The organism is Pseudoalteromonas sp. P1-7a (genome assembly GCF_001401855.1).
Lineage (GTDB): Bacteria > Pseudomonadota > Gammaproteobacteria > Enterobacterales > Alteromonadaceae > Pseudoalteromonas.
The window spans coordinates 46698-69223 of record NZ_LKDU01000018.1 but is presented as its reverse complement, the minus strand read 5'-3'; the positions used below and the strand labels follow the sequence as shown (position 1 = coordinate 69223).

At 41.1% G+C, this 22526-nt stretch carries 18 protein-coding genes; 9 read left to right on the top strand and 9 right to left on the bottom strand.

What is annotated here, in order from left to right; all coding sequences use genetic code 11:
- Positions 1–3 precede the first annotated feature (3 nt).
- Positions 4–657, bottom strand: a complete 654-nt coding sequence (locus AN389_RS12280) for a TetR/AcrR family transcriptional regulator (RefSeq protein ID WP_055014521.1) — start codon at positions 655–657, stop codon at positions 4–6.
- 175 nt (positions 658–832) lie between these two features.
- Between AN389_RS12280 and yddG the strand changes: the two genes are divergently transcribed.
- Entirely contained in the window at positions 833–1753 is a 921-nt protein-coding gene (yddG, locus tag AN389_RS12275) for an aromatic amino acid DMT transporter YddG (RefSeq protein WP_055014520.1), read from the top strand.
- Between the two features lie 20 nt (positions 1754–1773).
- On the opposite strand, the gene AN389_RS12270 is transcribed toward yddG, so the two are convergent.
- From AN389_RS12270 to AN389_RS12260, 3 genes are all read right to left on the bottom strand, one after another.
- Entirely contained in the window at positions 1774–2640 is an 867-nt protein-coding gene (locus AN389_RS12270) for an alpha/beta fold hydrolase (protein ID WP_055014519.1), read from the bottom strand.
- A gap of 390 nt (positions 2641–3030) precedes the next feature.
- On the bottom strand, positions 3031–3492 hold the full coding sequence (locus AN389_RS12265) for an ankyrin repeat domain-containing protein (RefSeq protein ID WP_408003056.1): 462 nt from the start codon (positions 3490–3492) through the stop codon (positions 3031–3033).
- A 100-nt stretch (positions 3493–3592) separates the two neighbouring features.
- A complete protein-coding gene (locus tag AN389_RS12260; protein ID WP_055014517.1) occupies positions 3593–5131 on the bottom strand; it encodes a catalase in 1539 nt (512 codons plus the stop codon).
- Positions 5132–5504: 373 nt separating this feature from the next.
- Between AN389_RS12260 and AN389_RS12255 the strand changes: the two genes are divergently transcribed.
- The 7 genes from AN389_RS12255 to AN389_RS12225 all read left to right on the top strand — a co-directional run bounded on the left by AN389_RS12255 (position 5505) and on the right by AN389_RS12225 (position 13889).
- A complete protein-coding gene (locus AN389_RS12255; protein ID WP_055014516.1) occupies positions 5505–6176 on the top strand; it encodes an HAD family phosphatase in 672 nt (223 codons plus the stop codon).
- Positions 6177–6558: 382 nt separating this feature from the next.
- Complete coding sequence (locus AN389_RS12250) at positions 6559–8280, top strand: cytosine permease (RefSeq protein WP_055019898.1); 1722 nt, start codon at positions 6559–6561, stop codon at positions 8278–8280.
- Positions 8281–8316: 36 nt separating this feature from the next.
- Positions 8317–9840, top strand: coding sequence for a mannitol dehydrogenase family protein (locus tag AN389_RS12245; RefSeq protein WP_055014514.1), 1524 nt, complete (start codon positions 8317–8319; stop codon positions 9838–9840).
- Between the two features lie 2 nt (positions 9841–9842).
- The gene (locus tag AN389_RS12240) at positions 9843–10760 is read left to right on the top strand and encodes a carbohydrate kinase (RefSeq protein WP_055014513.1); all 918 of its coding nucleotides are present in this window, start codon (positions 9843–9845) and stop codon (positions 10758–10760) included.
- 270 nt (positions 10761–11030) lie between these two features.
- A complete protein-coding gene (locus tag AN389_RS12235; protein ID WP_055014512.1) occupies positions 11031–12497 on the top strand; it encodes a carbon starvation protein A in 1467 nt (488 codons plus the stop codon).
- Positions 12498–12589: 92 nt separating this feature from the next.
- Entirely contained in the window at positions 12590–13282 is a 693-nt protein-coding gene (locus AN389_RS12230) for a cupin domain-containing protein (RefSeq protein ID WP_055019897.1), read from the top strand.
- A 226-nt stretch (positions 13283–13508) separates the two neighbouring features.
- Complete coding sequence (locus tag AN389_RS12225) at positions 13509–13889, top strand: STAS/SEC14 domain-containing protein (RefSeq protein WP_055014510.1); 381 nt, start codon at positions 13509–13511, stop codon at positions 13887–13889.
- A 65-nt stretch (positions 13890–13954) separates the two neighbouring features.
- Here the strand turns inward: AN389_RS12225 and AN389_RS12220 are convergent, their stop codons facing one another.
- From AN389_RS12220 to AN389_RS12210, 3 genes are all read right to left on the bottom strand, one after another.
- Complete coding sequence (locus tag AN389_RS12220; protein ID WP_055019896.1) at positions 13955–14902, bottom strand: carbohydrate kinase; 948 nt, start codon at positions 14900–14902, stop codon at positions 13955–13957.
- A gap of 112 nt (positions 14903–15014) precedes the next feature.
- A complete protein-coding gene (locus AN389_RS12215; protein ID WP_055019895.1) occupies positions 15015–17405 on the bottom strand; it encodes a TonB-dependent receptor in 2391 nt (796 codons plus the stop codon).
- A gap of 163 nt (positions 17406–17568) precedes the next feature.
- Complete coding sequence (locus AN389_RS12210; RefSeq protein WP_055019894.1) at positions 17569–18786, bottom strand: sugar MFS transporter; 1218 nt, start codon at positions 18784–18786, stop codon at positions 17569–17571.
- Positions 18787–18959: 173 nt separating this feature from the next.
- On the opposite strand from AN389_RS12210, the gene gtfA reads away from it, so the two are divergent.
- On the top strand, positions 18960–20432 hold the full coding sequence (gene gtfA, locus AN389_RS12205) for a sucrose phosphorylase (RefSeq protein ID WP_082422664.1): 1473 nt from the start codon (positions 18960–18962) through the stop codon (positions 20430–20432).
- A gap of 73 nt (positions 20433–20505) precedes the next feature.
- On the opposite strand, the gene AN389_RS12200 is transcribed toward gtfA, so the two are convergent.
- Both AN389_RS12200 and AN389_RS12195 read right to left on the bottom strand, forming a co-directional pair.
- A complete protein-coding gene (locus AN389_RS12200; protein WP_055017417.1) occupies positions 20506–21537 on the bottom strand; it encodes a LacI family DNA-binding transcriptional regulator in 1032 nt (343 codons plus the stop codon).
- Between the two features lie 79 nt (positions 21538–21616).
- Entirely contained in the window at positions 21617–22513 is an 897-nt protein-coding gene (locus AN389_RS12195) for an AraC family transcriptional regulator (RefSeq protein WP_055017418.1), read from the bottom strand.
- Positions 22514–22526: the final 13 nt, after the last annotated feature.

Sequence of the window (22526 nt, the reverse complement as noted above, 5' to 3'; positions counted from 1 at the left end):
GGGTTAGGCCTCACTGTGCTCAGGTATTTTTAAGCCAATACCTTTTAAAATTATGTGGGCAGTTGATTGCGTTATTTGTGCCACATCGGTTTCGTCGTATTCTAATTTGTTCATTACCAGTAGCACTTCGGCTTGAAAGTCGGCGTAGTACTGCGTAGTTGACCAAATGGTAAATAATAAATGATAAGGGTCAACATTATCCATTTTGCCTGCATCTATCCAGGCCTGAAACATGTCTACCTTTTGTTTTACCCACGGGCGCGTGTTAGTTCTAAAGTAGTTTTGCAAATATGGAGCACCGCGCAGTATTTCACTGGCAAATAAACGTGATTGCAGTGGCTGGTTTACGGCAAGTATTACTTTACTTTTAATATAGTGATAAAGCACATGTGCAGGGTCGTCCTCAGGGGTTACGTTATCTAAGCCTAAGTTCCAGTGCGCAATTATGCGATCTATTACGTTTTCGTATAGGCCGTCTTTGCTTTTAAAATAATATAAAATATTGGCCTTAGGAACGCCTGCTTCTTTGGCAACCATGCTCATACTGGTGCCATCGTAACCAAGCTGAGAAAATAATTGCTCGGCGGCATCGAGTATTAATGTTTGGTTTTTTACTCGGGTGAGTTCTTTTTTATTTGGCTTTGTTTGTGTGCTCATTATGGCGATGCTGTTTTTAACGTGTTGAATGATTGTAACTTTACTGACCAAAAGGTCAAACACTTAAGTGCAGGCTAAAAACACCTTTATAACAATAAATGATGAGCAACAATTGTTTAAAGCATTAATTACTGTTAGCGTAACGTCAAACATAAGTAGTACTTTTAGGTAGTTAATGGACTTTTTTTCTAATCACAAATACACGCTTTATGGCATTGCCGCTATTTTATTATGGAGCTGTTTAGTGGCTCTGCTCAGGGATGTTTCGGAGTTATTTGGCCCTATAGGTGGGGCGGCACTTATGTATAGTGTAAGCGCGCTGTTTTTAATTTTGGTAATGGGGCGTCCTAAATTTGCTGGGTTTAATAAGCGTTATATTATTTGGGGTACTGCTTTATTTGCACTTTACGAGGTGTGTTTAGCACTGTTTGTGGGGCTTGCTAATAATCGCCACCAAGCAGTAGAAATGGCGGTTATAAATTATTTATGGCCCACGCTTACCATTTTGCTCAGTATTGTTGTTAACCGTAGTAAAGTAAGTGTATTGATTTACCCCGGTATGCTGCTCGCCTTTTTTGGCGTGGCATGGTGCGTGGGTGGCGATAGTGGGTTGTCAATTAACAGTATTATGGGCAATTTTGCAAGTAACCCAACGGCCTACTTGCTGGCGTTTGTAGCGCCTTTTATTTGGTCTGTTTATTGTGTGATTACTCAAAAAAATAGCAATGGGAAAAATGCCATTGTGCTATTTTTTATCGCCACAGCACTGAGCTTATGGGTATTGTATGGATTAAGTGACGAGCCAAAAATGACCTTTACACTACACGCTACCATAACGCTTATTTTAGCTGGTGTGGTTGTTGGCAGCGGTTATGCACTTTGGAACCAAGCAATTATTGGCGGTAACTTAATGCTGCTTGGTACGCTTTCGTATTTTACGCCGGTTTTTTCGGCGATTATTTCGGCGCTTTATTTATCAATTACCCTTAGTGCCTCATTTTGGCAAGGAGTAATAATGGTCACTGGTGGTTCACTCGTTTGCTATTTTGTAACACGTGAAAAACCAGCTAAAAAGCCACTAAACGCCGTAAATTAACGGCGTAAACGCATCCTTTTTTAACTGTGTTTGTTTAGCCAGTTAAGTGCCAGTGGCCATAGTCCGTCTGACTTTTTACTAAAAAACTTCATATGGCCAATTTCCTTCAAACCATAGTCGTGTGGGTTTAAGGTGAGTGTTTGTGCTTTTAATTTAGGAAAAACCGAGAGCATATCGGCGACATTCGCGTTATTTGCAATGTCGTCGTCGGTAGCATTAACCCAAAGCGAGGGCATAGAAAGCGTGTTGTAACAGTGTTGAAATACGGTATTGCCAAATGCTGATTGCACATACCCTTGTGCGTTACACCATTTTTGCCATTGTTTAGCTACGCCTTTAGGTAGTGGCTCGCCCATGCCAAACCATTGTGATTTAGTATGGCCAAATAGTGCATTACTAAGGGGGATAACTCCATTCATAAAAAAGTGCGCTTTAACCTGATACGCCAAGCGCATATTAGTTAATTTACCTGACGAGCAAGCAAAGTTAAACGCAGATCTTAGCTCGTTGGCGTTATGCATTAGCCCCACTAATTGTCCGCCGGCGCTATGGCCCACTAAATGATACTGCGTATTAGGAAACACCCTTTGCAAATGCTCAAGCACCGCAGGCATGTCTTGCTCGCCCCAGGTTTGTAATGTGGCTTTGCTTTTTTTAATACTGCGGTTAAGCGATTGGCCAATACCACTGTTATCAAAGGTAATTACGCCAAAGCCCTGTTGTTGTAAGTAAGTAGCAAAATTTGCATAAAACTGTTGTTTTATACCGGTTGCAGGGGCAATCATCACCGCACCTTTAATAGGGCTGGTGGGTGTAAATACACGGGCGCTTAGAGTTTGCCTGTTATTACAGGTTATAGTGGTGTGCTCAAAGTGTGGTGAGGTCATTAGAATTATTATTTCCCATATAAAGTACACAGGTTAAAAACAATATCTGGTAAGACCAGTTTAAGCAAGAGGGGAAGGCGTTGTTTATACCTACTCCATTAAGTATGTGCTCTTAATTTTACGCCGACAAAAAATTCAGCTTTAGGCATATATTGATGTAAATGGTTGTTCCCTTGTCGAAATTACAAAAAAAAATGAGTTGTTTTAGCGAGTAAAATAGGCCAGCTATTTATTGGAATTGGTATAAACCACGCCCCAAATGAAGTGGGGCGAGAGGAAGGTTTAAATAACTACAGGGTACTACTTATTTTGCTAAAGCCTTGTTATTGGCAGTTAATGGAGCCTTATTGCCATTAACAATAACGGGCTAATAGGTATATTAAAAGTTGGTTAATTAGATTTACTGTTTACCTGAGCGAGTAAGTCGAGCACTTTTTGTTGGCCAAATTTTTGTGCAAATTGCTCGGCTGTTTGGCCTGCTTTGTTTTGATGTGCGTTGTCGCAATCAAGGCCTACAAGTGTTTTAGCGATACTAAATTCGCCTCTAAAAATGGCGGCCATTAGGGCTGTGTTACCGCGGTTATCTTCAAGGCAGGCATTAGCACCTAGTTGCAATAAAGTGTTTACCGTATTTTTATTGCCGTGGTAGGTGGCAATCATTAGCGCGGTGTAACCTTTGTTGTTGTAACTATTAATAGGAATGCCAGCATCAACAAATTGCGTTATTACGGCGGTGTCGTCGGTGCGTGCGGCTGCAAAGTAATAAGCAAGTAAGCTGTCGTATTGCGACTGGGCGGTGCTTTGTTCATTTACAGGGCTTTGTGGCTCATTGGCAAAGCCTGAAAAGCTCATCACTAAAGTAAATATAATAAGTAATTTACGCATACTGGTTACCTTTTTAAAAAAGAGGAAAGCTAGGCTTTCCTCAATAACTTACAGGTTGGGTAAAATATTAAAGCTTAGCGGCTAGTTGCTTAACTTGTTTCATGTCGCCGTTTACAGCGTTAGTTAAGCGTGTACCGTATTCGCTATCTGCTTTGTAGAAGTGGCTAAGCATTTTGTGCATAACTTTGCTGTCTTTCACTTTGCCTAAATCGCCGGCTAAGTTGTTAACTAAGTTAGTGCGCTCTTGCTTGCTAAAGCTGCGGTAAAGTACACCCGCTTGAGCAAAGTTTTGCTGCTTTTTAATAGCTGCTTGTTGTACGTAGCCTTTTAGCTCTGTGTTACTTCTGCGTGCAATTGGGTTTTCTGCAACGTTTTCGTGACTTGGTTGGTAATTCACGTTACTTGTTGTATTACCGTAGTTCATTGCGCCGTCTTGGTTGTAGTTAACCACTTCAACTTTTGCACGGTTAATTGGCAATTGTTGGTGGTTAGCACCTAAGCGGTACATTTGCGTATCGGCGTAAGAGAAAACACGCCCTTGTAATAGTCTGTCTTCAGATGGCTCAATACCCGGAATAACATTTGCCGGTGCCATTGCAACTTGTTCTGTAGATTGGAAGAAGTTAGTTGGCATACGGTTTAGGGTCATGGTGCCTACTTTAGTCTCTTTCACGTCTAACCACATTTTTGTTGCATCTAATGGGTTGTAGTCAAAGTCATCTAACTGCGACGGATCAAGGGTTTTAATGTATAGATCCCATTTAGGGAAATTGCCTTTACCAATCTCACTGTATAGGTCGCGTGTTAAGTGCTGGAAGTCTTGGCTTTGCACTTCAGCTACTTCTTTTGAGTCAAGGTTATCAATACCTTGCTGGCTCACCCAATGAAACTTAACGTATTTAACATCGCCTGACTTATTAATCATTTTGTAAGCATGTACGCCCCAGCCGTCCATTTTACGAAGGCTTGCAGGTGTGCCGTAGTCGCTGTATACCCACGTTAACATGTGAGTAGAACCTGGCTCGTATGAGAAAAAGTCAAAAAAGCGGTTAGGATCTTGAATGTTATCAACCGGTGATGGCTTTAACGAGTGAACCATGTCTGGAAATTTAATCGCATCGCGAATAAAGAATACCGGTAAGTTGTTACCTACTAAATCCCAGTTACCTTGGTCGGTGTAAAACTTAGTCGCAAAACCACGCGGGTCGCGCAGTGTTTCTGGGCTACCTTTTGAGTGAATTACTGATGAAAAACGTACAAATACGTCTGTTTCTTTACCCGCTTCTGCAAACGGTGCAGCAATTGTTAAGTCATCTAACTCTTTAGACGCTACAAACACACCGTGAGCACCTGTACCACGCGCATGCACTACACGCTCAGGAATGCGCTCACGAGCAAAGCGTTGTAGCTTTTGAATTAGGTGTACGTCTTCAAGTAATACACTTCCGCGCTCACCAGCGGTAATAGAGTTTTGGTTGTCGCCAACAGCCGCGCCGTTGTCTTTAGTTAAGGTGGTAGCGGCACTTGCAGGTAATGCCATTGCTAGCGCTAATGCACTTAGCGTTAATGTAGATTTATTATTAATCGTGTTTTTTTGAGTATTCATTGTCGACCTCATCTGTATAAAAGTGCCGGCAGTGTTGCTGGCTGTTTAACTGTGAATGAGTGTATTAACAAAAGTTAGTTCGGTAAAATTGATTGTTTAGATTGGGGTAATCACAAATTTAGATTGTTATTTGTGAGCTGCCTTCTATTTTCTAAATAGCGTTTTTGTAATGTTCGACCTTAGTCGTAATTGCAATTTTGAAATCAATGAAAATACAGACAATTTCATATTTAATGAATAAATATTCACCATCGTGGTGCGTTTTTCACTAACAAGATGTTGACTTATTATAACAATAAAGAGAATATGCTCACTTGCTGGGCTTATGCTCAAGTTAAGGTTGCACCAAACTAGGTGCATAAAAAGGGGCAATATGAATACTAAAATAGAATTAGTTATTTTTGATTGTGATGGCGTTGTTATAGATAGCGAAATATTGAGCGCGCAAGTGTTAATAAACATGCTTGCAGAGATTGGCGTTAATATTGACCGAGCCTATGTACAACAATATTTTTTAGGCTGTAATTTTAAAACAGTTACCCAAAACTTATTCGATACCTTTAACGTGACATTAGCTGAGAGCTTTGAAGCCGATTACCGAGAAGCATTATTAAACGAGTTCGAAACTGCATTAATGCCAACTAACGGTATTAAACACGTGCTAGAGCAATTATCTGTACCTTGTTGTATTGCAACAAGCAGTAGCCCTAAACGCACTGCTAAAGCGCTTAATGTGGTTAATTTATCGCAGTACTTTAATAAGGTATTTACCTCAAGTGAGGTAAAAAATGGTAAGCCCGCACCCGATTTATTTTTACATGCTGCAGAGCAAATGGGTGTTAACCCAAGCAAATGTTTAGTGATTGAAGACTCAAAAGCCGGTGTGTGCGCTGCACTTGCCGCCAATATGCAGGTTTTGCATTACAGCGGAGGTGGGCATATGCAAGATGCAGTGAACTTTGTTCACCAAGCTTACCCAGAGGTCGCACATTTAACCCATTGGGATGACTTTTATAAGCAGTACCCAGCATTACAAACACAGTAATAGAATATTAACGTTGAGCTTTATGACACTGACAAAGCTTAACGTAAAATGCATTAATTATTAGATAGTTATAGTAGTAGCATTATAAAAAGGCACGGCGATTTACTCATTATTAATTTAAATAAAAAAACACTTATTTAAATTAATAGTTAACCTGAACTTTGGTTAAGAGATTTACTAACATATTAAATCAAAAGTGATATCTATGTTTATTTTCTCTAGCCAGAGATTTACAGTGAAAACAAGGCGAAATTACGCGTCAATAGCTAGCCTATTGCAAGTAAATTTAACGTAGTTAGCGCTGGAAATAGCTGCTTGAGATAGATTTATTATCCAGAGTTCAGGTTAGTTAGGGCTGTGCTTAAAACAATAGGAAAATACCATGGCATCAAGTCCACACACACAAACATTTAACGATGTTAACGAAGAGCAATTGCCCGTTGCTAATCATAAGCTTCATGGTTGGAAGCACTTTGCCGGCTTATACGCTGGTGAGCACGTTGCAGCCACCGAATTTGTTATTGGTGCAACCTTTGTTGCATTAGGCGCATCGACCATCGACATTCTATTAGGTTTATTAATTGGTAACCTATTAGCAATGTGTTCGTGGTGGTTAATTACTTCTCCAATTGCGGTAGAAACACGTTTAAGTTTATACAACTACCTAAATAAAATTGCGGGTAACTCAATGACCAAGCTCTATAACTGGGCAAACGTGGTCATATTTAGTGTGATATCCGCCGCGATGATCACGGTATCGGCAACCGCCGTTCGGTTTTTATTTGATATACCCGCACAACTCGATTGGTATCCTAACAGCTTAGCATTTGTGGCCATTGTATTATCAGTTGGCTCTATTGTTGTATTTGTGGCTATGTATGGTTTTTCTACGGTTGCTGATTTTTCTAAAATTTGTGCGCCGTGGTTGTTTGTTATTTTTATAGCGGGCTCGTTTGCATTGTTTCCTGAGCTTTCTAATCATGTATTAGGGGTAACCACGCTAACAGGCTTTGACGACTTTATGGCAATAGGGGATTCATCAATCTGGACTGGTACCACTGCTGATGGCGAAAAAGGTATTGGCTTATTAGAGGTTATAGGTTTTGCATGGGCTGCAAACTCTATTACCCACTTTGGCTTAATTGATATGGCTATTTTTAGATTTGCCAAACGTAAAAGCTACGGTTTGTTTTCTGGCGTAGGTATGTTTTTTGGCCATTACTTAGCGTGGATATCGGCCGGTATTATGGGCGCGGGTGTTGCGGTATTACTTAAAACCACTATTTCATCGCTTGACCCAGGTGACGTTGCTTACCACGCATTAGGTTGGACGGGTTTTGTAATTGTAATTATTGCAGGCTGGACAACAGCTAACGCTAATCTTTACCGCGCAGGGCTTGCAGCACAGTCTATTTTTGTTGACCAATCACGTGAGCGTACAACCGCCATTGTGGGTGTTGTAACCGTTATTATTGCGTGTTTCCCGTTTGTATTTTCGCAAATGTTACCACTACTTACCTACGCAGGATTATTAGTAGTGCCTGTGGGCGGTATTGTATTTGCTGAGCATGTTTTATTTCCTAAAATTGGTTTAACCCGTTACTGGGCTAAATATAAAAACATTACCCGTAGCGTACCGGCTATTGCTTCTTGGGCGTTGGCACTTGTGTTTGGCTTTGGTTTAAATGCAATTGATGTAATGTCATTTTACTACCTATTTATTCCTACTTGGATATTCACCATTGTGGTTTACACCCTACTGGCTAAAAAGTACGGCGCAGGTGAAGACTACAGCAAAGAAATTGCAGCAGAAGAGCAAGAGCTAAAAGACATAAAAGAGTACCAAGCAGGACTGGCTAAAGATGTTAAAGCGCCAGTTATTGATAACTCATTGCTAACCAAAGTGTTAAATGGTGTGTCTACTGTTTCGTTACTTATTATTTTTGGCTTTGCCAGCCAAGTCATGTTTTTTAGTGACAGCATGAGCATTTACGCAGGAAATAAAACGCAGTTTGAAATTGCCTGTTTTATTTGCACCATTATTTATTTTGCAACCGCTTACTGGTCGCTATTGCGCCATAAAGCACTCAACACTGCATCTTAAGTTAAATTTTTAATATTGTTTTAGTAAGGTCGCACCATGACGCAACACCAGCACACTGACGCTCTTGTTAAAGGGCTAAACCAACAAAGCTTGGCAGATATGCCAAGCCATGTAGATACACCAAACTACGACCGCAGCAAGCTAAAAGCGGGTATAGTACATATTGGTGTGGGCGGCTTTCACCGTGCTCACCAAGCGGTGTACATAAACGAGCTATTAAAAACGCCAGGTGCTGAACAGTGGGGTATTTGTGGTGTGGGCTTATTAGAGGGTAACCGTGGTCTGCGCGATATTTTAAAGCAGCAAGACTACCTTTACACGCTAACAGTAAGACACCCAAATGGGCAGATAGATAACAAAGTTATTGGCTCTATGATTGACTTTTTGTTTGCCCCAGAGGACAAACAAGCGGTTATTAATAAGCTTGCGCACAGCGATACGCATATTGTGTCGTTAACCATTACCGAAGGGGGTTATAACTTTAACCCTGTAACGGGTGAGTTTGATTACTCAAATCCAGACATTATTAACGACATTAATAATCCTAACGATCCAATCACGGCGTTTGGTTACATTACTGCTGCGTTAAAACTGCGTAAAGAGCAAGGCCTTGATGCGTTTACTGTACAGTCGTGCGATAACATTCAGCACAACGGTAATGTAACGCGCAAAATGCTACTTGCCTTTGCAGCTGAGCAAGATAAAGAACTAAGCGAGTGGATTGCCGCTAATGTAACCTTTCCAAATGCAATGGTTGACCGTATTACACCGGTGTCTAAAAAGAGCGATATTGACTACGTTGTTGATGCGTACGGTGTTAGCGATGAATGGCCAATTACGTGTGAGTCGTTTACTCAATGGGTGATTGAAGACTCATTTTGCTGCGGACGCCCAGATTGGGATAGCGTAGGCGCACAATTTGTAAGTGATGTAACGCCTTATGAAACCATGAAAATACGCTTATTAAATGCAGGCCATTCGGTACTGGGTTTATTAGGCTCTGTACATGGCTATAGCACAATTGACGAAACAGTATCTGATCCTTTATTTGCGAAGTACCTACGTGCGTTTATGGATAAAGAAGTAACGCCTAACCTAGCGCAACTAGAAGGCATTGATCTTGAAATCTACAAAGACACGCTAATCGAGCGTTTTGCTAATCCAAACATTAAAGACAGCTTATCGCGCATTTGTTCAGAAAGCGCAGCAAAGCTACCTAAGTTTTTAATTGCCACTATTAACGAAAACCTAGTGCAAGGCCGTGATGTGTCTCTTGCGACTCTTGTTATTGCTGCATGGTGTTTTTACAGCGATAAAGGGGTCGATGAGCAAGGCAATACACTTGAAATAATCGATGCAATGCAAAGCGAATTGCATGAAGCCGCGGCTAAAACAGCCAGCGATGACCTTGCATTTTTGTCGCTAACAAGTTTATTTGGTGATTTAAACACGCAAAGTGCTTTTACGTCTCACTACAAAAACAACATAGAAGCGTTATACGCACCGGCAAGTAAAATTAAAGCAATTATGAATAACGTGCTTGAGCCTAAAGGTAACTAATAATGAGCATTTTAATTGATTCTAAACAAGGTAAAGACGTAAGCGTAAGTTGCTTTGGTGAAGTACTATGGGATTGTTTTGAAAACGATAAACGCTTAGGCGGCGCGCCGCTTAACATGTGTGTGCGTATTAACTCACTGGGCATTAAAGCCGACATGATAAGCGCGGTAGGTAACGATGAACTTGGTACTGAGCTATTAGGCGAAATTAAAAGCAAAGGCGTTAGCTGCGAATATATTGGCGTTAATAACGACAAAAAAACCAGCACCGTGCAAGTTACCCTAGATAAAAGCGGCTCAGCCAGCTACGAAATAGTTGCCGATACAGCATGGGATAACATTGAGCTTACAGACTCACTTATTGAAAAAGTAAAAGCCAGTGATGTATTTGTATTTGGTAGCCTAATTGGCCGAAGCGAAGCCTCACTTGCTACCTTAAACCAGTTAGTTGATGTAGCTAACTTTAAAGTGTTTGACGTAAATTTACGTGCGCCACACTACACGTTAGATACATTAGTAGATTTAATGAATAAAGCCGACTTCATCAAATTAAACGATGAAGAGCTTTACGAAATTGCCAAAGCAATGGGCTGTAAGTTCCATTCACTTGAGCAAAATTTAGCGTTTATTGCACAGCAAACAAACACCGAATACTTATGTGTAACTAAGGGCAGCCACGGTGCACTACTAACCATTAAAGGCGAAAATTACTATAACTCAGGTTATTTAATTAGCGTTGTGGATACAGTAGGTGCGGGGGATTCGTTTTTAGGGTCGTTAATTTATCAGCTTTGTAGTAGTGATTGTGCACAACATGCTGTTGATTTTGCGTGTGCAGTAGGTGCTATGGTGGCAGAAAGTGCTGGTGCTACACCTACACTTACTCATGAACAAATTAACGAATTTATGAGCCCAGCGTAACGTAAATTACACAGCTATACCCAATCATTGTGTGTGTAAGCGGTTTTACTTTTTATAGTAAAGCCGCTTTTTTTTGCTTTTATTTTTATTAATGAAGCCGTTTAGATTAAGTGTTGAGCAAGGTGCACAAAAAGTGGCTGGTGTATTAGCTAATCGTCTTATAGCGGTGGCATTAATACTTTGTTAATGTTCGTCGATTATTCATGGATTGAAAGGCGGGGCGTTAATTACACGCTCTATACTCCAAATACAAAAAGAGAAACGTGCTTTATGATCATCTTTTTTATCTGCATAACAATCTTAATACTGGGATATAAGTTTTATAGCCCGTTTGTTGAAAAACAAGCAGGTATGGATACAACGGTTGATACACCACAAAAACGCTTTAGCGAAGGTGTTGACTATGTAGCCATTCACCCTGTGCGTGCATTTTTAATTCAGTTTTTAAATATTGCGGGTGTAGGCCCTATATTTGGCCCAATTTTAGGTGCACTTTACGGACCGGTAGCACTTGTGTGGATTGTGCTTGGTAACGTATTAGGCGGTGCAGTACACGACTTCTTCTCAGGTGTGATGAGCATTAAAGAAGATGGCAAAAGCTTACCAGAAATAGCAGGACACTATTACAACGTTGTGTTTAAAGGCTTTATGCTGATATTTACAGCCATGCTGCTGTTTTTTGTGGGCGTTGTATTTATTATGAGCCCAGCGGGCTTATTAAGTAACTTAGATGTATTTGAAGGCACTTTTTTTGCTAATAATACTTTTTGGGTTTTGGCTATTTTAGCGTACTACTTTTTAGCAACGCTGCTCCCTATTGATAAAATTATTACTAAGTTTTACCCGCTATTTGGCTTATTAATGATTGTAATGACTACATTAATAGCCGGTGCGCTATTACTCGATGCGCCACATTTACCAGTTGCAGGCGACTTTTTAGCCTACTTTGAAGCCGACCACGCGCATGACTTTTTAGAGCCAAACCCTGATGGCTTACCAACCTGGCCATTACTGTTTATTACCATTACTTGTGGTGCCATTAGTGGCTTTCACTCTACCCAAGCGCCTATTATTGCCCGCTGTTTAACAAACGAAAAATACGTACGCCCAGTATATTATGGCGCAATGATGTGTGAAGGCATTGTAGGTTGTGTATGGGCACTTGCGGGTATTGCTGCATTCCCAGAAGGTTACGCTGGCTTAAAAGCATTGCTTGACCAAGGTGGCCCAGGTTTAGTGGTTAACCATGTAGCAAATAGTTACTTAGGCGTAATGGGTGGTATTATGGCCATTATTGCTGTTGCGGTGTTCCCTATTACCTCTGGCGATACGGCGTTCCGTTCACTGCGTTTAACCGTGGTTGATGCGTTTAATATTCCGCAAAGCTTACGTAATCGCTTATTACTGGCAGTGCCTATTTTAACGATTGCCTTTTTTATGACTAAATTAGATTTCTCAGTGATTTGGCGCTACTTTGCGTTTTCAAACATGCTGCTTTCAACAAGCGTACTATGGCTTGCTACTAAGTACTTGTTTGATAGACGTGCCTTTCATTGGATCACCAGCGTACCTGCTGTAATTGCAACGGGCGTAACTCTTTCGTACATAATGACCGCTGCAATTGGCTTTAATTTATCGGCCGACCTAGGCAAACCTATTGGCGCAGCAGTCGTTGTTATTGGTTTAATTGCTTTAGTTTTTGTACACTCTAAACATAAAAAGTTAGATGTAGCATAACAGCTTAAAAATTTAAGGAAGCGAGCTTAGTAAGCTCGCTTTTTTTATGCGTAAAATTTACTCTCACACTATGCAATTTTAAAGGTAAAAAAATGAAAATAGCCGCCGATTTTTCAAAGCGTGTCGTTGTTCATAGTGAGCAGCTTGATTGGATTTCCTCACCAATGGCAGGCGTTGATAGGCGCCCTCTTGATAGAGTTGGCGCAGAAGTAGCCCGCGCTACAAGTATTGTGCGTTATGCCCCTGGCAGCGAGTTTTCGCCTCATGTGCATACAGGCGGCGAAGAATTTTTAGTACTAGAGGGCGTATTTCAAGACGAACATGGGGATTTTCCGCAAGGCTCGTATATTCGTAACGCGCCGAAATCAAAGCACAAACCAGGCTCCGATGAAGGCTGCATAATATTTGTGAAGCTCTGGCAATTTCAGCCACATGATAAAACCCACGTGCGCCTACAAACACACCACATGGGCAGCGTACAACACGCCACATTTAAAGGGCTTGCCATTACACCGCTTTATAAAGATGACCTTGAAGAGGTGAGCCTATTGCACTTTGAAGCCGGTGCCAATATGCAAATTAGTGCAAGCGATGGGGCTGAGCTACTGGTGCTTGAAGGCGATATTCGTGAGCAATCAGACACTTTAAAAAAGCACAGTTGGTTAAGGCTGCCTATTAATAGCGAGCTTAATATAACTGCTGGTAAGCAAGGTGCAAAAGTATGGCTTAAATTAGGCCATTTAACAGATGTAGATAAGCAAATTGAGCGTGTGCAAAACGCTTAGTAAATACCCTTATTTAGCAGTGTTGTTTGATCTAGTTCAGTACTAATTAACTTAATAGGGTGTAGTTTTATAGTTTAACTCAGTAAGTGATGGGTATTTTTGGGGTTTTTATTTTTTTAAAGGGAATAATTTCACTTTATAGGCTTTAATTAACTCCAACTTTCGTTATTAAACCCACTCACACAGGCTGTAAATAACATAAGCGCACCCGATTAAGGAGAGCTGCATGGTACACACAACACATGGTTTATCTATTGGTATTGAACGCGCAGGCCGAGAATTCTTTTTAAAATTAAAAGCAGTGGGTACACTCACTCACGAAGACTATAAAGTCATTACCCCCATGATCGACTCAGCCCTTGGCGAGGTTAAACACCCTATAGCAAATGTACTTATTGATGCCAGTGAGCTAGAAGGCTGGGAGCTTCGCGCCGCGTGGGATGATTTAAAGCTTGGCGTAAGACACTCAAAAGAATTTAATAAAATTGCTATTTATGGCAATAAGGAATGGCAAGCCCGCATGGCCAAAATAGGCAACTGGTTTATTTCAGGTGAGGTGCAATACTACGAAAACGCCACCGCCGCTATTGATTGGCTAGATGAATAACGTGATTAAAAACGCTCTCAAGAGCGTTTTTTATTATTTAAAGCACCTTGCACTCTACTTAAGAGTTACATTACATCAGCGAGTACTGGTAACGCCGGAAAAGCACCTTTAGCTAAACACGCTTTAGAGCCACATTTAAGTGCAAAGTGCAGGGCGCCTTTTACGCTTGTTTCATCATTTAGTTTATCTGCTAGCGGTAAATCACGTCCTAGGTTATTTAAGTAGTATAAAACTCCCGCTATAAATGCATCACCCGCACTTGTTGTATCTACTGCGTTTATTTTTGGTGCCGACTCGTTAAGTGTAAATGCGCTGTGGTAAACCTTGGCAGGCTCTGGCCCGTCGGTTAAAAACACCAGTTTTACTCCCGTATTTAATAGCGTTTTAATGTAATCGTCGCCCGTTGTATCGCTATGCTGTGCTAAAAAATTAAGTTCATCACGCGAAAGTTTTACTATGTCGCAATAGGTATAACAGGCTTGTACATTGCTTGCTATATCATTTGTGTTTTGCCACAAGCTATAGCGTAAATTCACATCAAAACTAACGAGCTTATTATGTGTTTTAGCAAGTTCTAGCGCTTTAAGTGTTGTGCTGGCAATTGCGGGGTCGGTTAGGGTGTTTGAACAAAAGTGTAGGGTGCTAATGTCTTGCCAATTTATATGCGCTAAATGCGCTTGGGTTAATAATACATCGGCTGTGTTATGGCGATAAAAGCCAAAACTACGCTCGCCGGTTTCATCAAGGCTGACTATTACCATAGCGGTTTGTGAGCCTTCAATGGCAAATAAATAGTCTGTATTTACATTATATTGCGCTAATGCATTGTTTAATTGATTGGCAAAATGATCATCCCCTTTACCACCACAAAACGCGGCTTCACCACCGAGTTTTGCATAGCCAACAGCTACATTGGCAGGTGCACCGCCAGGTATAGGTAAATAGGCCGAGTTATGAGCATCTTGTGGCAGCATATCAATTAATAGCTCGCCTAAGCACAGGAGTTTTGTCATTTTGAATATCCTAAAAAGCCTAGCAAGGCTAGGCTAAAAACGTGAAGGGGGTTATTTATTCATACTTTAAAAGGCGCTACAGTGATTACTCACTGCAGCGCAATACACACATTTAGTTAAAAGCGTATTTTAAAGTAACCGACGTTGTGCGGCCGTTAATTGTACGGGCACGAATAATGTCGTTTTCAGGTACTGAACCTTCTTCAGCTTCTGTAATACCTACTGTATCGAATAGGTTGTTTACATTAAGCGCAAGGTTTAAGTTTTCTGATAAGTCGTAGCTTACAAATGCATTTACTTGCGTGTAGCCGTCAAACTTAAGGTCGTTGTTATCTTGTGCGTAAGCATCGGTTGTGCCAATAAAGCTTACACCTGCCGCGCCTTTATCGTAGCTGTAACGTGCCATTAGTGAGTAAATTAAATCCGCTTGGCGACGTGGTGTGTTACCTACAACTTCAGGGGTTAGCGCATCTTTTGCAATTTCAGCATCGGTCCAAGTAAAGTTACCTCTAAAGTCCCACGCATCCATAAAGTAAGTTGATTCTACCTCAATACCTTTTGCTTCGTATTCGCGGTCAAAAAAGGTTTGCGAAGTTGCTTCAAAGTTTTGCTCTTCTGTTTCTGCATAGAAGGCCGTTGCAAATACTGAGAACGAATCAAAACGTTTTTTCACACCAATCTCAAATTGATTTACTTCATCTACTGCATCTTCGTCAGCAACACTGCCGTCACTGCGTACTTTACCAAATAACAAACGGTCTGCATTGGCACGGCCGCCTTTACTGATACGCGCAAACGTAGCAAGGCTTGGGTCAATTTGGTAGTTAGCACCCACTGAGTAAGATGAGTAGCTCCAATCGTAATTTACTGGGCTGGCGTTAGCTATATCAATACCAGCTACGTTTTGCTCAGGAATAGAAATAGTACCGTCGCGGTTCATATCTACTGTTGAGGTTACAGCATCTGCGTAGTTACCGCGTGCTTCACCGCTGTCGTAGCGGGCGCTTGCATCAATGCTTACATCACCAAGTTTTGTTGAAAAGGCAACGTACGGGGCGCGTGTATCGTACTCGGTGTCGTAATCGCGCTGACAACAGTTACCCCAATAAGGCGTGCCATAAGCGTATAAACCATTTTCTGAATATTCAGTGCCATCGGCTGCGGTTACATTTAAAAGTGCAGCATTGTCGCCTTTAAGCTCCATTAAGTACGAGTTCCATAACCACGACATCGCAATATTTTGTGTAGAGGCAAAGTAACCAAAAGTTAGGCTGGTGTCATCTCTAAACGATTTAGTTAGTTTAAAGTCGTTAACAATAGATCCAAAGTCATTAAGCGTTACATCAAAAGTGTGAATACGCATAGCAAGTTCATCATTAAACGCCTCACCCGTATTTGCGTTACTCAGTGTTGCACCTGCACCACCAATACTTTGTGCAATAGACGATGCACTGCCAACTTCCGCAGGAATTAGCGAGTTAAAGTTGCCGCTAATTGACGATTTACGAAAACGGTTTTCGATTCGCCAATCGTTATCTAAATCAAATACAGCTTCAAAACCTACCGCATCTACATTAGGGTTCATGCCGTCGCGTAAATCGCCACTGCTAATTTGGTTTTCGCCATTTAAGCGCACTGTTTTAGTAAATAAAGCAGAGTGTGGTGTATCTGATTGTGCATCAAATCCTGCAATAGAATCACCATTTGAGTACATTGGCATAGGTAAGTAACCTACGCTTTTATCGTCTAGGTGTTTGTAGTAAAGGCGTACGTAGCCGTTTTCAAAATCTTTAGTAAGGTTAGCTTTAATTTGGCCACCCTTATTTGATGTGTAGCCTGTTTCGCGCGGGCCTTCGCCTTGGCGTACAAAACCGCCTACATGAAAACGTACACTATCGGTTAAGTAGGTGCCGTATTCAAAGTCGGTGCGAACACTGTCGTAATCAAGACCAACAGTAGAAGATACGCTACCCGATTCGTTTTCGCCGTTTTTAGAAATAAAGTTAATAATGCCACCGGGTGCATTACTAGCCGAGGTAGAGGCAGAGCCACCACGGATTGATTCGATTGTTTGCACCGTGTTATCAAGGCGCATAAAAATATCGGCGTTACCAAAGGCAACATCACCAAACTGCATCACAGGCAGGCCATCTTCTTGCAGTTGTAAAAACTTAGCGCCACCCGAGGCTACAGGTAAACCACGCACTGCAATATTTGCGTTACCTTCACCGCCTGTTGATTCAGCGCGAACGCCCGGGATAATTCTAAATGCCTCAGCCGTTGAGCGCGGTGTAGATACCTCTACTTGTTCAAGCGATAAACTGCTTACTGATGAACTCGACGCCATAATAGTTGTGCGGCGAGGAACGCCGGTAACAACAATTGTTTCAAGCCCTTGGTTAGCTTGCACTTTGGTTTCTTGCTCGTCTTGTGCATGAACGCCTTGGCTTACTGCAAGTGCTAAGGCACTGATTAAATATAAAGGTGTGTGGTGTGTTGTCATGTTAACGCCTCATTGTGTTGTGTGAGTTTGTTATTTTTACTTAATCGATTAAGTAAAAATAACAAATTTTTTACAAGAAGCAAATTATTTTTGTGTGTAATTTGCTCTTACTTTGTTTTCGTATTGATTTATAAAGTGTTTTTAATAGAGATTTAATGGCAATTTATGCACTTTTAGTTAATGCTTTTGCCGCAGGGTCGCGGTAAAAGTTATAAAGCATGGCTAAAAACAAGATCACAGCAAAGCCTGTTGCTAAGTAAAAACCGTAGCGTACGTGGCCAAAGTAATCACTTATCATGCCCATAAATAAAGGTGCCAATGCGGCCGAAAGCGCGGTAAAAAATAAAATAACACCAGCTACTGCACCATGTTGTGCAACAGGAAAGCACGATATACCTTTAGAGTTTAAAGTAGGGTATACCATCGACATAAATAAGCCAGAAAGCGGCAGTAAGCCCACAGCCCAATCAACGCCGCCTACCAAAGTGCCCACATAACATAGCGCGATACCTAAACTTAAATAAGCCATAACCCCTTGCCAGCTAAAGTGATTTAAAAGCCATACAGCAATAAAGCGCCCAGCAGCACGTAATACAAAAAATACAGTAAGTGCGTAGGTTGCAAGTAAAGGCCACGAGCCTGTGTAATCTTTTAAAAGGGTTGGCATCCACACGTAAATCGCAACCTCGGTTGCCACATACAAGGCAATTGCTAGTGAAAAACCAAGTGCGTACGGGTTTTTAATCATTTTCATGGTGGTGGCAAGTGAAGCGGGCTTCTCTGTATTTTTGACAACGGCAGGGTAGTCGGCGCGCCATGCCATTAATGCTAAAATTAAGCACATAACACCGGCAATAATATAAAGGTAAGTCCAGCTCACGTTTTGAGTAAGTAGTACGCCTACCAGCGCAGGGCCAACAATGGCACCAATACCAAAAAAGCCTTCTACTTTATTCATGGTTTTAGTGTGTTCTGCGTTACTTGCTGAAATATCGCCAAGTAGCGCTAGTGCGCCCGTTTTAAATAAACCAATGGCCAAACCGATACAGCAAAGCAAAATTAAAAATATTGAAAAGCTGTTACTAAAAGCAAACAAAAAACAACTGCCAGAAAAAATAAGTAAGCCCAGCATTATGGTTTGTTTTCGGCCTAGGCTGTCGGCTAAAAAGCCTAAAAACAAGCCACTAAAGGCAATCAGTGCCATAGGTGCGTAATGAAAAGCACTGGCTTGGGTCATACTTAAACCAAAATCTGAGATTAACTCTGGAATAATCATTCCTACCGCATCAGAGGTCATCGCAAACATAAAAAACATCATGTAAGTGAGTATTCGTATGCGCTGCATTGGGTCGCTTTGCGTGTGTGTGTGTAAATTCGTCATGTGATTTTTCCTCGTTGTGGCTCAAGTTATAGTAATAACTCAATCACTTACTCTGATTAGTATTACCTTTGTCACAACTTTTGTATGTAAAATATTTAAAAATTACTTGTAAAATTGTACGTGCTAGTTAAAGATATATCTTAATCGATTAAGTTTCAACTTGGTAATCACACATGATGAAGAATAAAGTTCAATTGATCACATACGCTGATCGAATCACAGGGCAAGATATAAACGCACTGACAACACTATTAAAAGGGCCTTTAGAGGGCGTATTTGGTGGTGTGCATTTACTGCCTTTTTATAATCCTATTGACGGAAGCGATGCGGGTTTTGATCCGATTGACCACAGCGAAGTAGATTCTCGCATTGGTACATGGGCTGATATTCAAGCACTGGGTGAAAACCATGACCTAATGGCCGATTTAATCGTTAACCATGTATCGGCGCAGTCTTATCAGTTTCAAGATGTGCTAGCAAAAGGCAAGCAATCAGAATTTTGGGATTTGTTTTTAACAAAAGAAGACGTTTTTCCAAATGGTATGAGCGAGCAAGAGCAACAAGCAATTTATCGCCCGCGCCCAGGGAGCTGTTTTACGCCAATGCAGTGTGGCGATGGTCAAACGTATGATTTTTGGACCACGTTTACCGATAACCAAATTGACATAAACGTAAAAGTTGAAGCGGGTATTGCGTATTTAAATAACGTATTAACTAAGTTTTCTGAAAATAACGTAAATATTATTCGTTTAGATGCAGCGGGCTATGCAATTAAACAAGCCGGTACAAATTGTTTTATGCTAGACGAAACTTTTGGCTACCTAGATAACCTCTCAAAGCAAGCAAACGAGCTTGGCATGGAAACCATTGCCGAAATACACAGCCACTACCAAACACAAGTAGAAGTAGCAAAGCGTGTAAATATGGTTTACGACTTTGCATTACCGCCGCTTATTTTACACAGCTTATTTAATAACGATGTAGATGCATTACTTAAATGGTTACAAATTTCACCACGTAACTGTTTAACCGTACTAGATACGCACGACGGTATAGGCATTATTGATGCAGGCCCAATGGGCGACAAGCCAGGGCTATTAAATGCTCAGCAAATAGATACCCTTGTAGAAACCATGCATGCCAACAGCAATAACCAAAGCCGCCAAGCTACGGGTGCTGCTGCCAGTAACGTTGATTTATACCAAGTAAATTGCACGTATTACAATGCATTAGGCGCTAACGATTTAGATTATTTGATTTCGCGTGCCATACAGTTTTTTGCCCCCGGTGTGCCGCAAGTGTACTACGGCGGTTTATTTGCCTGCGAAAACGATATGGATTTACTTGCGCGTACCAATGTGGGCCGTGATATTAACCGCCCGTATTTAAATACTGAAACAATTGAGCATGCACTCAATAAACCTGTAGTAAAAGGTTTAATAGAGCTCATTAAATTACGTAATGAACACCCCGCTTTTGCAGGCGAGTTTAGTGCTCATGGTGCAGAGGGAGAGTGTTGTTTAACATGGCAACTAGAAGAAAAGTCTATTGCATTAAGCGTTAACTTTAAAACACGCGATGCGTTGATTACTCAAGTTAATGGGGATGAAGAAACAACGATAAGTTTAAACGCATTGTTAGTTTAACAGGCTATTAAAACATAAAAGCCAAGCTCAAAAGCTTGGCTTTTGTTTGCCCAATCCTTTTTAACATAACCTATTAACCGCTTGCGCCAATATCTAGCTCGTAACTTACATCACATATTTTTTCTTCTTTTGATATAAAGAGCTCGGCGGCAATTACGCCTTTTTCTTGGCTGTTTTGATGAATAGTGGTTAGGCGCGGCACAAAACGAGCGGCTTCGTCTATTCCATCAAAGCCGACAATACGCAGTTCTTCACCTATTTTTATGCCTTGTTTTATAGCTTCTCGCATGGTGGCAAGGGCAATTAAATCACTCATACAAATTATAACGTTAGGGCGAGGGGAGGCACTTAACACCTCTTTAGCGGCAATGTTAGCAAAACGCTCGCTGCTCTCAGGTATATTCCAAATACGGTCATCAGCTACCGTAATATTTGCCTCACTTAGAGCACGTTGATAACCCCGTAAACGTTGGTGCGAAATAGATTGCCCCGTTTCAAATTCGTGATGCTCATATACGCGGCACAATACGTTTTCATCAAGTAATCTTAAGCCTAAAATAGCGACTTTATCGCTTGTTTTTTTTAAAACATGCTTGGCTATTTCGTAACTTGCTTGCTCGTTATTTATATTTACTGAGGCATTGCGGGCTATATCAAAATCAATAGTGACCACATGTTTAGAGACCGTTTTTAACTGTTCAACTAATGCGTTATTTCGAGGGCGGCCATAACAAATAAAGCCATCAACAAAGTCGACCACGCTGTTAAGGTTATCGCTATTTCCTGAAAACAATAAAACATTAATGCCGTTTTTTTCAAGCACCGAGGTTACACCCCGCATAAAGCTACTGGCCACAGGGTCCGATACCATATATTCCACACTATCGGGCAGCACTAACGCTACAATATTAAACGTACCACTGCGAAGCGATTGCGCGGCTTTATTGGGCCCGTAATAGCCCAAGGTTTTGCACGCTGCAAGAATATCGTCTCGGCGTTTAGCCGATAGCTGATCAGGGCGATTAAACGCATTAGAGACTGTTGCGTTAGATACACCTAACTCTTTAGCAATACTTTTTAGGGTCCAGCGGGTTTGCTTACTCATACCAATTCTTTACTCAATACTCATGTTAATAAACTAACATATTCAGGGCGTTAGCAAAGTAAAAAATAAGGTTTTAGCCTTAATGCCGGCACTCTTTAGGCGCAATGCCAAAGGTTTGTTTAAATACACGACTAAAGTGGCTCGCGCTATTAAACCCAACATCAAAACACACTTGGCTAATTGCATGGCCTTGTAGTAATTGATTGCGGGCTTTTTTAAGTCTTAATTGTTGCTGCCAAAGGGCTGGGGTAGTGCCAAATGCCAATTTAAACTGCTTATAAAACTTACTGCGGCTCATGCAGGCTATTTTGCACAAGGTATTTATGTCGAGCGTTTCGTTTAAGTGCTCTTCAATATAAAGCAGTGCATCGCTTATTTTTGTTTTAAGGCGTGGTTTATCGCTATTAGCGAGTAATAAATCGCGACTTTGTTGTTGTAACAACCGGGCGATCAATTCGTTTAATGACAAGTCAATTAAGTAATGTCGCTGTGCGCCTTGTTCGCTAAATAAATGCACCATGCGCTCTAATAATTGCTGTGTTTGGCTATTATGTTGGCTATGCACCAATTGCGGCACATACTCGAATAAGCCGCCATCGTGTGCAAAGCTTTGCTGCATGTTAAGCGCATTTGCCACAGCGTTTATTTTATCTTTGCTTATTTCAATTGCTAAACAAGTGGTTGGGGCGTGCATTGATGCCTGTGGAAAATCAATTAATACACCTTGCTCTGGCGCTAATACAAACGACTCGTGGGGTAAAAATGCTTTATGGTATTGGCTACTTTCTACGTGCATTACTTTTTTACCGCTGAGCATGGCACAAAACAGTAACTCGTTTGAATGCAGTGCCACCTTTTGTGCGCTTTGGTACGTGTCGTAAATACTCAACTCGCTGTTATCTGCTGCAAATGTCACTTTATTTTCTATTAAAACATCAAGTTGTTGGCGTTTTTTGTTTAACTGAGATGTGTGCATATCAATCCTTTAA

Excerpts from the sequence above, each read along its gene's own strand:
- AN389_RS12280 (WP_055014521.1), bottom strand. The coding sequence starts at position 657 with ATGAGCACACAAACAAAGCCAAATAAAAAAGAACTCACCCGAGTAAAA.
- yddG (WP_055014520.1), top strand. The coding sequence starts at position 833 with ATGGACTTTTTTTCTAATCACAAATACACGCTTTATGGCATTGCCGCT.
- AN389_RS12270 (WP_055014519.1), bottom strand. The coding sequence starts at position 2,640 with ATGACCTCACCACACTTTGAGCACACCACTATAACCTGTAATAACAGG.
- AN389_RS12265 (WP_408003056.1), bottom strand. The coding sequence starts at position 3,492 with ATGAGCTTTTCAGGCTTTGCCAATGAGCCACAAAGCCCTGTAAATGAA.
- AN389_RS12260 (WP_055014517.1), bottom strand. The coding sequence starts at position 5,131 with ATGAATACTCAAAAAAACACGATTAATAATAAATCTACATTAACGCTA.
- AN389_RS12255 (WP_055014516.1), top strand. The coding sequence starts at position 5,505 with ATGAATACTAAAATAGAATTAGTTATTTTTGATTGTGATGGCGTTGTT.
- AN389_RS12250 (WP_055019898.1), top strand. The coding sequence starts at position 6,559 with ATGGCATCAAGTCCACACACACAAACATTTAACGATGTTAACGAAGAG.
- AN389_RS12245 (WP_055014514.1), top strand. The coding sequence starts at position 8,317 with ATGACGCAACACCAGCACACTGACGCTCTTGTTAAAGGGCTAAACCAA.
- AN389_RS12240 (WP_055014513.1), top strand. The coding sequence starts at position 9,843 with ATGAGCATTTTAATTGATTCTAAACAAGGTAAAGACGTAAGCGTAAGT.
- AN389_RS12235 (WP_055014512.1), top strand. The coding sequence starts at position 11,031 with ATGATCATCTTTTTTATCTGCATAACAATCTTAATACTGGGATATAAG.
- AN389_RS12230 (WP_055019897.1), top strand. The coding sequence starts at position 12,590 with ATGAAAATAGCCGCCGATTTTTCAAAGCGTGTCGTTGTTCATAGTGAG.
- AN389_RS12225 (WP_055014510.1), top strand. The coding sequence starts at position 13,509 with ATGGTACACACAACACATGGTTTATCTATTGGTATTGAACGCGCAGGC.
- AN389_RS12220 (WP_055019896.1), bottom strand. The coding sequence starts at position 14,902 with ATGACAAAACTCCTGTGCTTAGGCGAGCTATTAATTGATATGCTGCCA.
- AN389_RS12215 (WP_055019895.1), bottom strand. The coding sequence starts at position 17,405 with ATGACAACACACCACACACCTTTATATTTAATCAGTGCCTTAGCACTT.
- AN389_RS12210 (WP_055019894.1), bottom strand. The coding sequence starts at position 18,786 with ATGACGAATTTACACACACACACGCAAAGCGACCCAATGCAGCGCATA.
- gtfA (WP_082422664.1), top strand. The coding sequence starts at position 18,960 with ATGATGAAGAATAAAGTTCAATTGATCACATACGCTGATCGAATCACA.
- AN389_RS12200 (WP_055017417.1), bottom strand. The coding sequence starts at position 21,537 with ATGAGTAAGCAAACCCGCTGGACCCTAAAAAGTATTGCTAAAGAGTTA.
- AN389_RS12195 (WP_055017418.1), bottom strand. The coding sequence starts at position 22,513 with ATGCACACATCTCAGTTAAACAAAAAACGCCAACAACTTGATGTTTTA.